This window comes from Paenibacillus oleatilyticus, assembly GCF_018998565.1.
Taxonomy (GTDB): Bacteria; Bacillota; Bacilli; order Paenibacillales; family NBRC-103111; genus Paenibacillus_G; species Paenibacillus_G oleatilyticus.
In genome coordinates this window covers 23,875-36,220 of record NZ_JAHNZO010000034.1, presented here as the reverse complement: position 1 = coordinate 36,220, position 12,346 = coordinate 23,875, and the positions used below count along the sequence as shown (strand labels likewise).

Genomic DNA, 12,346 nt, shown 5'->3' with positions numbered 1-12,346 from the left:
GTCACGGCTTCATCAGCCCGGCGAAGCGGAGCAGATGGGAAAGCGAGGGCGGTTTATCGCTGTACCCGGATGTCGTGAGCATTTGCTCTTTCAGCAAATTCGGGCAGTTTCCCATTCGACGGAAGGCGGCGTTGCGCATTTTGACGAAAGCTGCGTTTTTCATAAACCAGCAAAACGTGTGGGCAGTACTGTTCTGCTGAATTAACCGGACGTATTTTCGCCTCTTCTTTTCGTACGAACGCAGCGTATTTTCGGAATAATCGCCGGTGCTCAGCGCCGCTTCCAGCGTGCCCGCCAGCTCCATCGCCCCTTGGATCGCCAAATTCATCCCTTGTCCGAGCGCCGGACTTAAAGCATGACAAGCGTCTCCCAGCAGAACAGCTCCGTCCACCGCCCATTTTGGAGTATGCAAATAAAAGGCCGGTACGGACTGAACCTGCTTAAAGTCGGCGATTTGGGCCACCTCATCTTTCAGCCTGGGGTATAGGGAATGCAGCAGTGCCTGCAAAGCTTCGATACCTTCGCCTTTGATTTTCTGCCATAAGTCTTTGCGGAGAGCCAAATACACCCGAACCCGGTTATCAGGCAGTGGAAATGCGCCGCAACTGACGCCCTGTCCAAAATAAAAGCTGGCTTCGGCCTCCGGAGCTGTTGCCGTATGAAGCGTAAAAACGAACATTTTGGCCTTCTTCTCTTCGTAAGGATAAAGATTGTATTTCAGGGCAAGCTGCTCCCTGATCTTCGATTTGATGCCGTCCGAGCCCACCAGCACTTTGCAGGAGATCGTCAAGGTCCCATCGTCCGAACTAGCCACAACTCCCGCCACCCTGCCATTCGCATAGACAAGCTTCTCGGCGTTAACGCCGGGATAAAAACGGACGTTCGGAAGAGCGGTTGCCGCATTGATAACGCCCTCGTGTATTTTTCGGTGCTCCCCGTTCAGTGCATAGTTGACCGGCATATCCAGGTCGGCGTAGTTTCCGGTAAAGCACTTGACGCCGCCTATCGTACCGTAGTTGACCTTTGTTACCGTAGCGCAGTGCCGGCTAATGTCGGGCAGCACTCCCAATCCGTTCAAAATATCGATGGTAACCGGTTGAAGAAAGTCTCCTTTCGGTATGTTTTGGAATCGCTTTAAACGATCAATCAGCGTAACGTTATAGCCTTTCCTGCCTAGGGCAAGCGCCAATGTCGCACCTGCAATTCCTGCGCCGACAATCAATACGTCCGTGTCGATCTGCATACTCTCACTCCTCGCATACGCGATATTGATTTTACTTGATCCCGATTTATGCTTATCCGGTGCGGAACAAACGCCGATTCAGAAGCTGTGCCGTCTCCTTCATCAATGTGTCACCGATGACATCGACATGCCTTTGCTGCCAACGTTCCATCGGAGTTCCAAGCACCCATTGATTAAACGCTCCCAAAGCCGGCCCGCAGTACACCTGGTAATCGACCTTCGCTTCCGCGTCTCCTTGCAGCGCCAGCTTCGTTGCATGGGAAAAATACCATTTGAACAACAACGCCATTTTCGCTTTCGGGCTTCGCTCGGCTTGCTCAATTTCTCCCGCGCTATACGTCTGCTTGACTTCCGTATAGATGTCTTCAAAGCTCTTTTTGAAATATTGCTCCTGAAGCCGCGATTTCGTCTTCTCGTCGATCTCGTCAATACTGTCGTGCTGGCGGTATAACTCGTACAATTTATTGGCTCTGGCCGGAAAATAAACGCCTTTTTTGAGCACCTGCACTTTCGCTCCGAGCTCAAACATCTCTCCGGCAGGTGCATATGCCGTATCCTGCACATTGATCTGCTGAAGTAAATCTTTGACCGCCGCGCTCGTGCCGGCCTCCACGGTACACTGATTGATGGACCCCGTCAGGATGAAATCCGCCCCCATGACAAAAACAGCCGCAGCGGCCTCGGGAGTTCCGATCCCTCCCGCCGCTCCGACTCTGATTTTTCGGGCATACCGGTGTCTGGCCATCATCGTTTCGCGAAGTGCAAGCATGGCCGGCAGCAGTGCCATCGCCGCCGCACCGTCCGTATATCCCGCGGAATCCGCTTCCGCACAAATATCGTCCGCCATCGGCACGCTTCTTGCCCATTCGGCCTGCTCCTCCGTAATGCTCCGCTCGCGGAGCAGCTTGTCTAGAATAGGATCGGGAGCGGGACTCATAAACAATGCCGCGATTTCCGGCCGGGAGCATTTGGCGATGATTTTATGCGACGATGCGATGCCGCCGTCTCGATTGCGGGACAAGCCCATTGTCCGATATCTTACGAGCGCCGGCGTCATGGTCAAGAAACCTTTGGCCTCCACCCGGGTAACCTGTCGTCTCAAGAGCAGATCCACAATAGCGTCTTCCATTTCCGGCTGGCTCTGATTATGCACAACGTTCAGACCGTAGGGCTGGTTGTCCGCAAGCTCCCGCTGTAGGGATAACAGCTCGGCTTCGATGTCGGCGATTCGCATTCCCCCGGTACCGAGAAACCCCATCATTCCGGCTTTCGCAAGGCGTACGACCATTTCCTTCGAGGAGATGCCGCCGTACATCCCGCCTGCGATATAAGCCAGCCTCAGCCCGTAGTCTTCTTTGAATTCGGCGCAGCCCAAATTATCCGCGGTGAAAAGCTGCGGATGTCCGGCAGCCTGTTCCTCGCCGTTCGGCTCCGCCTCAATTCCTTCCTGTTCGTGTTCCTCCACGACAAGAGGGGTCGCATCTCTTTGAATGGCATGCACCAATTTGGCGACAGCAGAGCCGGGGCCGATTTGAACAATATCCTCGACCCCTCTGCCCATCATATAGCGGATGCTGTCCGTCCACTGCACGGGAGATGTGATCTGCTCCACCATATTTTCAACAATCGTTGCGGCGGTATAAGGTCTGGCCCGCACATTGGAAATAACAGGAATATGCGGTGCAGCAAATGCAAAACGACGCACATAATCCGCAAACTGCCGCTTAGCCGATTCCATGTAGCGGGAATGAAATGCGCCGCTTACATTCAAAACTACATAATTGCCGGCTCCGGCTAATTCGAAAACGGATTGCGCTGCGACGATATCGTCTTTGGGTCCGGATAGTACGATTTGCGAAGGACTGTTGATATTGGCGATATCGATCGTTTCCAGCCGATGGTCCCGCAGCACTTGACGCACCTTGTCATAGGCAAGCCCCAACACAGCCGCCATGCCGCCGCCGGCAGCCTTGCTCATTAACTCCCCCCTGAATTTAACCAGCTGCAGCCCGGTTGCGAAGTCGAACACCCCCGCAGCGAGCAGCGCGTTGAACTCGCCCAGACTGTGACCGGCCGTATAATCCGGAGATATGCCGATTTCCTGCAAAGTCTGATAATAGGTCAAGGCATTCACGACGTACAAAGCAGGTTGCGTATATTCCGTACGGTTCAGCCGTCCTTCGCCATCCTGCAAGCATAAATTCGCTATAGAGTAGCCCAGTACATCGTCTGCGACTGCAACGAGATCCGGAAATTGCCCGAAAAGATGTTGGCCCATCCCCTTAAACTGCGATCCTTGACCTGGAAATACATACGCTTTCATGACGCGCCTTCCTCCTTGGACAACGGGTTCAATTGTTCGAAATTTTGCGCATAGGTTCCGCATACCTTCTTCTTCTTTCATGAAAGGGGCCAATATGATAAACGTTTCCGATAATGAATCGGGTTTGAAATTCCGTCTGACGAATCCGGCCAGCGTGCCGCCCGGCCCCACATCCGCATAGTTGTGCGGACCTAGCGCTTCAAGTTTCTCCGCCGCTTCGCGGAAACGTATAGGCTTTCTGGCGATCTGCCAAAAATGATCCTGCTCTATTTCGCTGGCAAAGCCGCCGAGCAAGCAAGACATGTAGGGAATTCGCGGCTTTTGAAAGGTAAACCGGCTCAAATAATCGACGTAAGAACGCTCCGCCTGATCAATGAGGCTGGAGTGGAAAGCGAACGATACCGGAAGAATCCGACTGACCACCGATTTGCTTGCCAACCAGCTCCCGACGTGCGAGAGGGCTTCATGCGGTCCGGAAATAACAAAATGCCCGTCATAATTGACGGACACCAGCGTACAATGTTCGATTCCGGGGATTTGTTCGAGTAATGAATGATGGGCAAGCACAGCAACCATAGAACCCGGGCTGCAATGCCGCTCAAAGCAATTTGCCTGCTCAATGACGCATCTAAGCGCATCTTCCGCGGATAAAATGCCCGATACCGCAGCGGCAGCGAATTCGCCCAGACTGCTGCCAAGCACGTAATCGGGCCGCACCCCCTCAGCTATTAACGCTTGAGCCAATGCGAACTCTACCATAAAAATAGCAGGATGAGAGATCAGCGTCCTGGTGAAGGATGTACCGGCAGAACCATTCTTATAAAGATGCTGCACGATGGATTCTCCACTCAGTTCAATCGCCAGCTTGTCCAGCTCGGACATCGTACTTTGAAAGCGAACGTTGCTGCCGAACAACTGCCTGCCCATCTGGTAGTAATGAGACCCTTGGCCCGAGAACATAAATACAACCGATTTTTCCAGCGCAGATCCCTCCATATCGGCATAGCTTCGCCCTGTCATCTGTATGTAATATACACACTACGAAAACGCGTTATATGTCATCAGAGCTGCTCCAACGTACCGAAGCATCGTTTGGATTCACTTCTGAATTTTGGAAACTGCACCAAACAGAGTTCAATGAACCCCAAGCATATCCAACACATGAATCCCTACATCAAAGCATACTCTCTTCCGCATGAACTCCAGTGAAATTCGCGCCCTATTCTTGCGTCTATCGATTTTCTCGATGATTGCTTCCTTACCCTTAAGCGGGCCGTCGCAAACGATCACTTTTGAGTTTTCTACATATACAGTCGAATATCCGATCGTTGCGTTACTATCCATAAGCTGCGTAATTAAAGCCATTTCCTGCTCTTCAATTTTGAAAAATAAGTTCGATTCCTGCTCGGCATCCATACCGCTTTCCTGCAAGCTCTCTTTTATGTCCATCCTGTTATACTTATTTAAAAGCCGATAGCACTTCGGAATTTGTTTTAGCTCATAGTAAGAATTCACGTTCATCCGGGTTTTAATCAGCACGTAACCGGGAAACATCGTTTTGCAAACTTCGTATGCCCTTCCTTGTTTGCGTTCCTGCAACTTCCGCTTCGGCACGATCGCATTGAGCTCCGATTCGTCAAAAACATGGCGAATTCTCGTGCGAACAAAGTCTTCTTTTCCCGTTTCGACAAATAATGCATACCAATCCATCACTTCTCCCCTTCCATGCTTTATTGAAATTATGAAGTCAACATGAATTTAGTGTAACACTAAAATATTTAATCTATGTAATTATATGGGATAGATTATCATATTTTATCGATTATCGTCAAATTATCCCAAATTATTTGAGCGTTACTCTATCGCCACAGCTACTATTGTAAGAATGCTGTCGGGCGTTGAACATGTGCGATTCTATGAGTTTTATGGGCAATTTTACTTTATAACGTTCGACATCCTGCCTTCTAGTTCATGAGGCCTGGAACGCCCGGCTTTATGATGTCCAGGCGGTGCCTTCAACGATGGCCCTAATTTGCTCAAGCGGTACCTTCGGTACTCGATCATAAGTCAGCAATCCGTTAATTTCCTGCTCAACATCGGTCAACTGCGTATAACAGAAGCCTTGCAGTACAGGAGAACAAAGCGCCGGACGCATTACCGCGGTCAGACGCTTGAGAAAATCCTCCTCGCTGGCTGCCCCCGAATAACCCCACCCTTCCCAATGGCTTTTGCGGAAAGAAATTCCTCCGAACTCGGACAAGAAAATAGGCTCGCCTGCATAGCTGATGCCGCCCACATGAATCCGCCGGTTGGCCGGCATGGAATGAACGGCATTTTGAGCCGTGCTGTACCGTTCGGTAAGCACCTCTTCGCGCCACTCGTAATCGTGGATGGTACACAAATCGGACTTCATATGCTCCCAGCCGTCATTAGAAATAACCGGCCGATGCTCGTCGAACGATTTGGTCATGTAATACATCGCCTGGGCGTGATGCTGCTGACGGCGGTCGATCAGAATATTAGGCACGCCCCAGCTCTCGTTCAGCGGTACCCAAGCTACGATGCAGGGGTGGTTATAGTCCCTCAGGATCGCTTCCTGCCACTCCTGTGCGAACCTTTGAGCATACTGAGCGGAATAATCGTAGGCATTCGCCATCTCTCCCCATACCAGGAGCCCAAGTTTGTCACACCAATACATAAACCTCGGATCTTCCACTTTCTGATGCTTTCTCGATCCGTTGAACCCCATCGCTTTCGTCAGCTCCACATCCCGGCGAATCGCTTCATCGGTTGGAGCCGTCAAAATACCGTCAGGGAAATACCCTTGGTCAAGTACCATTTTCATGACGATAGGCCGGTTATTCAGGCATATCTTCCCATGCTCAATCGATATTTTTCGCATGCCGAAATAGCATTTGACCCTGTCGGTCTCCACGCCGTCGACAAAAACAATAAATTCCACATCATACAGGTTCGGGGTTTCCGGACTCCACAGCCTGCCCATCCCATGGTCGTGAAAATCGTTCAAGCCGATCGATCGGCTTTCGAGATCATGGTTGATCCGGAACGTCTCGGTTGTCACATGCTCACCTTGAAAGGTAATGACAGCTTTCACGCTGACTTCGATCCCGTGCGCTCTGCCTTGAACGCCGATGCGCAGTTGAATCTCGTCCCGATCGATATCCGGCGTCAGCCAAACCCTCTTCAGATGAGTCGCTTCCACTGCTTCCATCCATACGGTTTGCCAAATGCCTGTCGTGCGGGTGTACCAGATCATCCGGGATTTGTCCTCCCAAAATTGCTTGCCTCTGGGCAGTCGCTTGTCTCGCGAGAAATCCTCCGCTTTGACGACAATATGGTTCTCGCCATGCTTCAGTAAGTCCGTAATATCCCCCTCGAACGGAACATGGCCGCCTTCATGCGTCATCGCAAGCTGTCCGTTGACCCACACCGATGCACGGTAATCCACCGCTCCGAAATGCAGAAGCACTCTTTTATCTAAGTACGATGCCGGGAGAGTCATCTTCTTGCGATACCAAACCGTGTCGTGAATCGAAGGATCGCCAATCCCGCTTAACGGGCTTTGGAAGCAAAAAGGCACGTTGATCGTATGAGTAAACGCCGCTTCCGCCGAATCTCCGCCAGGGATATACCACCGTTCCCGTTCGCCGGAACCGGCATCATCGAAAGCAAATTCCCACGCTCCGTTCAGATTGAACCATTCTTCTCTTACAAATTGCGGGCGTGGATACTCCGGTCTTGGCTGCTGCATAAGTGTAATCTCCTCTTCTCCTCTATGTGTTCGAAACTAGCGGGAGGCGAACCGAAGCCGATAACCGCTTCGGTTCGCATGTCCCTATCCGTTAATTCAACTTGAAATTGTCAAAGCTGACGCTGTTGCCGAAACCGCCGCGAACGCCAATCGTCCCGTAAGTAAAGTTGGAATCGGCGGCTGTCACCTTCGGCGTCGACATGTCTCCGACGTAAAATTTCAGACTGCCGTTGTTCACGACAATTTTGACATGATACCAAGCATTTACCGCAATCGGTACATTGGCTTGCCCCAACTGCGTGTAGCTGCTATTAAACTTCCCCAGCCATACGATACCGCCCGAGTCGATCCCTGCGCCGTAACCTTTGAAGTTGTCGGCGCCTGTCGCAGGATTCGAAACGTTGAAGATCAGGCTTCCTTGTCCGGCATTGTTCAGCCTGATATCCCCTTCCAGCGTATAGTTGGCTTTCGAAGGCCATGGGGTTAAGACCGACTTGTCTGCGCTTGCCGAGGTGACATGATAATTACCGCCCGAGACGCTCCATGCACCGCCATAATGCGTCCATCCGTTGTCATTGCCGCTGAAATCGTTCAGGTAGCTGCCCGTTAACGTGCCGAACCTCACCTGTATGTTATGTCCGCCTACACTGCGGTTCACCGAATTGATCAATGCAATCTCATTCGTTCCGGTCTGGTAAAGCGATGCCCACAAGCTGTTGCCGAATGCAGGCGTATCGTTCGTATACCACGTCGCGCCGAAATCGTTGCTGAGCGAGACGGTATTTGAGTTGGAAGTGACGACCAGCCTGCCGTCGACGAGAGATAAAATATAGGGCCCTCCCAGCTGGTTCGGAATTTGCGCCCCGATGCCGCTGGCCCATGTCTTGCCGTCGCCGGATTTCTTATAAAAGACGTTGCAGTTCTGCGTACCGCACACCTCATACACGACGATGTACTGACCGTTCGCCATTTTCGTCCATACCGGCATACCCGGCCTGGCGGCCGAATGGTTCGGATCCCATGCCACATAAATCTCATTCCCCCAGCTGGCTCCGCCATTGGTTGAAATCTTCTGGGAAATCAGCTGGCTGTAGGAAGGATTTTCCTTCACATGCTTCTCATTTGCATACATGACCGCAAGGGAGCCGTCATTGAGGAAATAAAAGTGCGGCTCGTACACGCCTTTATCCGGATTGCCAAGGCTGCCGGGGGAGCCGTTATTTTCATCGATCGTGCTCAAATACGACCAGTTGCTTCCTCCATTCGTGCTTTTGTATACACGCAGTTGGTAGGATTCCTGCCAACGGACGGAACGCATGGCCAGGAGCAGATCTCCATTCGGGAGCTGGATCATTTGCCCGTTGTCCAGATCGCGGCCATCCTCCCATAGGGTAGCGGACAATGTCCACGTGCGGCAGTTATCCGTGCTTTTGAACACTTGTAAACGGGTTCCGCCCCACGTTACCTTGGTGTAGCCGTTGTTGTCGTAGATGGCTGCGACGGCCAGCCAATCCCCGTTGGCAAGCTTCAGCATACGGGGATATTCCGAGCCGAAGGTGCCGGGAGATATTCCCCTTGCGTCTTTGCCTGCATCCGTAAAGGTGTTGATATTGGTCACCATAGCCGGATTTGGCTCCCAAACGATCGGTCCGTTTGCCGCAAATACTGGCAAAGCGCCCCAGACAAGCGCCAATGTCATTAACAAGGCAAACACGGTTAACCATTTCTTTTTCACGAACGACCAGCCTCCTCGTTTCATCCTCATTCCGTACGTTGACCTGACGGAACTGCACGGATGCTCTGAAAACAACGCCAAGTTCATTCTGGTTGGTTTTTTAATGCTAATGATCGGTTGGCACCACCTCCTTAGCTCTTCATCCCTGTTAATGCCACTCCCTTGACAATATGCTTTTGCAGCAGCAGGAACAGAATCAACACGGGAATCGTTGCGAGAGAATTCGCCGTCATCGGTGTGGTGTAATCTACCGCGTACGAGCTTTGGAACATCGGAATGCCTACCGGCAGAGTCATGTTCTCCGGCTCGGAGAGCGACAGGAACGGCCAGAAAAAGTTGTTCCACGCCCCCAGGAAGGAAAAAATTCCGACTGCGGTGAGCGATGGAACGGCCATTGGCAGATAAATATGCCACCATATCCGTAAGTACCCGCAACCGTCCAGACGCGCCGCCTCGGAAAATTCTTTATGGATGCCGTCAAAAAACTGCTTCAAGATAATAACCCCTAAGGGCGCTGCCACGGTAGGCAGCACAATGGAAGCGAGCGTATTAATGAGATGCAGGCTGTCCATCAGCAAGTACAAAGGCACGATCATCGCTTCGGTCGGGATCAATAATCCCAAGACGATAAGCCAATACAACGTCGTTCTGCCGCGAAACGGAATTTGCGACAGCACGTATGCCGCCAACGAGTGCGTAAGCAGGATGAGTAGTGTGGAAGTGCCGGAGGTGACGAAGCTGTTCCACGTCCACCGGAATATCGGAGCCTGTTCGTTCACCTTCGCATAATTGTCCAACGTATAAGGCGGTTTGAACCATTCGATCATGGACAGCAGATCCGCTCCTTCCGGTTTAAAGGAAGTCGCGAGCATCCACACTACGGGCAGCACCCAGACCAAAGCCAGAACGAACAGGATCAGCCAGGCGATAAAGCGAAGCGATCTCATGAAGCGCCACCTGCCTTCTCTTTTTCATTCATCAACCGGAATTGCAGCATGACGATAAGCAGTGTCACGATCATCAGCACGTAGCTCATGGCCGAAGCGAGACCCATATTTTGCTGGCGGAAGCCCGTTTCGTAAATGTACTGCACGACCGTTCTCGTTGCATTGCCGGGTCCGCCCTTGGTCATCAGCCATACTTGGCCGAAAATTTTGAAGGAGGCGATGACCTGAAGCATGGTCACGAGTACCGTTACACGGCGAAGCATCGGGATCGTCACATACCATAGCTGCCGCTTCCGGTCCGCTCCGTCCAGACTCGCCGCCTCGTACAGATCTTTCGGTATTTCCTGAAGACCTGCGAGAAACAGGATCATATTAAATCCGACGGTCCACCACACTGTAGCTGTCAGAATGGAATACCAGGCATAGCCCGGGTCCGTCAGCCAAAAGATTTCCTCTTCCATCCCCAAGAAATGCAAGGCCGCATTAATAAGGCCTGTATAGGGCTGGAACATCATGCTCCACACGGCTGTGACGACGGCAATGGATAACAGGTTCGGCAAAAAATAAACCGTCTGAAACAACCAGGAGCCTTTCAGCTTCAGATTCACAAGCAGTGCCAGCAGCAATCCGAGTACGACCAGCGTAGGCGTCGAAAGGATAACGAAGTAAAACGTATGCCATAACGAAGCCCAGAATTCGCTATCCATGAGCAGGTCTTTGTAGTTGCTCATTGCAACAAACAGCTTTTCGCCTGAGAACGACCAATGGTATAGACTCACGAACAGCCCCAACCCGAGCGGCACCAGCATAAATAACACATAGAACAACAGGAACGGCAGGAGCAGCGCGTAGGCTGCCGTATGCAAGCGCCATCGGCTCATGTTGCCTACCCCTTTCATGATGAGAAAAACGGAGGGCACCGCCCTCCTTCTTCCGCTTATTTCGATAACACTTTATTGGCCGCCGCTTCGGCTTTGGTCAGCGCGTCATCCGGATTCAGCTTGCCGCTGCTTGCAAACTCATTGAACACTTTCGTCATTTCATCGCCAACCGGTCCGATTTTCGGTGATTTGGTGAAAAAGCGTACATTGTTCGCCGTGGTAGAAGCGTAGTCGGAGCGATATTGCTGCTTCTTAAACTCATCGGTATGGAGTACGTCCTTCTTCGCCGGAATATGCCCCGCCTGAGACCACATGGCGCCGTTCGTCGACAACCAATCGGCAAAGGTAACCGCTGCATTCTGTTTTTTCGCATCCGGATTTTTGGCTTTAGGCAGGATGATCGTGTGGGAATCTCCCCATACCGCAGGCTTATCCAGAATCGTCGGCACCGGCATAACGCCGAAATCCAAACCCTTTGTTTTTTCCAGTGCTCCTGTTGCCCAAACGCCCATGACGCCTGTAGCAGCCTTGCCTTGCTCGAACAGCTTCTGGAAATTGTCAGGAGTCAAATTGCCAGGCAGCACTTTGTCCTTGTGAATCAAGCGATCCAGCATATGGAGCGCTTTCTTGCCTTGCTCGTTATTGAAGCCTGCCTTGCTGCCGTCGCTTGAGAACAGGCTCTCTCCCTCTGCTTGCTTATACAACGTCCACCAGAGCCAGTAAATATCGCTGCCTTGCGCTGTTGGAAGGGTGAGCGGAATCGTTTTGCCGCCCGATTTCTCTTTAATGGCGCTAAGAAACTTCATAAAACCTTCCGTGCCGGGCTCCAGCTTCGGCTTGCCGTCCTCTCCCAGCAACCCGTAATCTTTAAGAAGCTTCTTATTGTAGAAATATGCCTGCGCGTGTGTATCCAGCGGTATCGCATAATGCTTGCCGGCAAATTCCGTACCGGACAAAATATTTTCGTTAAAGCTGCCCCAGTTCACATTGGCCTGCTTGGCGATGTCCTCAAGCGGCGTTACCTCTTGATTGCCGACCAGCTCGGGCAGACGGGAAGCATGGGATACAGCCACATCGGGCCCGCTTCCGCTGGAGATGGCCGCGCTCAGCTTCGTGTAATACTCTCCCCACTCCAAGCGAACCGACTTGACACTAATGGAATCTTTATGCGTTTCGTTAAACTTTTTGACCATCGCATCCATAAAATCGCCGTCTCCGCCGCCGAATAAATTCCAGTAGGTGATCTCGACCGCTTTGTCTCCGGCTGCGCCTGGACGATCCGCTCCCGCCCCCGTTTTTCCCGCTGCATCCTTGGTTGCGCCTGTTCCAGCCGTGCTGCATGCTACCAGGGATAAGGACAAAATCGTGCTTACGGCCGCTGCAGCCCATTTCTTCTTCATCTACGGTTCCCCCTCTAGGTTGCTGTATTTCCATCTCGACTTCAG

The 12,346-nt window shown here is 51.9% G+C and carries 8 protein-coding genes; all 8 read right to left on the bottom strand.

The window, feature by feature from the left end:
• Nucleotide 1: 1 nt before the first annotated feature.
• The 8 genes from KQX66_RS30685 to KQX66_RS30650 all read right to left on the bottom strand — a co-directional run bounded on the left by KQX66_RS30685 (nucleotide 2) and on the right by KQX66_RS30650 (nucleotide 12,301).
• Nucleotides 2-1,243 carry an FAD-dependent oxidoreductase gene (locus tag KQX66_RS30685; protein WP_216797190.1) on the bottom strand — a complete coding sequence of 414 codons (1,242 nt, stop codon included), beginning with the start codon at nucleotides 1,241-1,243 and terminating at the stop codon, nucleotides 2-4.
• Between the two features lie 52 nt (nucleotides 1,244-1,295).
• Nucleotides 1,296-4,562: an ACP S-malonyltransferase gene (gene fabD / locus KQX66_RS30680; protein WP_216797187.1), complete on the bottom strand. Its 3,267-nt coding sequence runs from the start codon at nucleotides 4,560-4,562 to the stop codon at nucleotides 1,296-1,298.
• Between the two features lie 138 nt (nucleotides 4,563-4,700).
• Nucleotides 4,701-5,276: an antiterminator LoaP gene (gene loaP, locus KQX66_RS30675; protein WP_216797185.1), complete on the bottom strand. Its 576-nt coding sequence runs from the start codon at nucleotides 5,274-5,276 to the stop codon at nucleotides 4,701-4,703.
• Nucleotides 5,277-5,559: 283 nt separating this feature from the next.
• A complete protein-coding gene (locus tag KQX66_RS30670) occupies nucleotides 5,560-7,338 on the bottom strand; it encodes a glycoside hydrolase family 2 protein (protein ID WP_216797183.1) in 1,779 nt (592 codons plus the stop codon).
• Between the two features lie 91 nt (nucleotides 7,339-7,429).
• Nucleotides 7,430-9,073, bottom strand: a complete 1,644-nt coding sequence (locus KQX66_RS30665) for a 3-keto-alpha-glucoside-1,2-lyase-like domain-containing protein (protein WP_216797181.1) — start codon at nucleotides 9,071-9,073, stop codon at nucleotides 7,430-7,432.
• Nucleotides 9,074-9,204: 131 nt separating this feature from the next.
• Nucleotides 9,205-10,020, bottom strand: coding sequence for a carbohydrate ABC transporter permease (locus KQX66_RS30660; protein WP_216797179.1), 816 nt, complete (start codon nucleotides 10,018-10,020; stop codon nucleotides 9,205-9,207).
• Nucleotides 10,017-10,901: a carbohydrate ABC transporter permease gene (locus KQX66_RS30655; protein WP_253957546.1), complete on the bottom strand. Its 885-nt coding sequence runs from the start codon at nucleotides 10,899-10,901 to the stop codon at nucleotides 10,017-10,019. Before KQX66_RS30655 ends, KQX66_RS30660 begins: the two co-directional genes overlap by 4 nt.
• Nucleotides 10,902-10,957: 56 nt before the next feature.
• Complete coding sequence (locus tag KQX66_RS30650; RefSeq protein WP_216797175.1) at nucleotides 10,958-12,301, bottom strand: ABC transporter substrate-binding protein; 1,344 nt, start codon at nucleotides 12,299-12,301, stop codon at nucleotides 10,958-10,960.
• Nucleotides 12,302-12,346 lie beyond the last annotated feature (45 nt).

Excerpts from the sequence above, each read along its gene's own strand:
- KQX66_RS30660 (WP_216797179.1), bottom strand. The coding sequence starts at position 10,020 with ATGAGATCGCTTCGCTTTATCGCCTGGCTGATCCTGTTCGTTCTGGCT.
- KQX66_RS30650 (WP_216797175.1), bottom strand. The coding sequence starts at position 12,301 with ATGAAGAAGAAATGGGCTGCAGCGGCCGTAAGCACGATTTTGTCCTTA.
- loaP (WP_216797185.1), bottom strand. The coding sequence starts at position 5,276 with ATGGATTGGTATGCATTATTTGTCGAAACGGGAAAAGAAGACTTTGTT.
- KQX66_RS30655 (WP_253957546.1), bottom strand. The coding sequence starts at position 10,901 with ATGAGCCGATGGCGCTTGCATACGGCAGCCTACGCGCTGCTCCTGCCG.
- KQX66_RS30670 (WP_216797183.1), bottom strand. The coding sequence starts at position 7,338 with ATGCAGCAGCCAAGACCGGAGTATCCACGCCCGCAATTTGTAAGAGAA.
- fabD (WP_216797187.1), bottom strand. The coding sequence starts at position 4,562 with ATGGAGGGATCTGCGCTGGAAAAATCGGTTGTATTTATGTTCTCGGGC.
- KQX66_RS30685 (WP_216797190.1), bottom strand. The coding sequence starts at position 1,243 with ATGCAGATCGACACGGACGTATTGATTGTCGGCGCAGGAATTGCAGGT.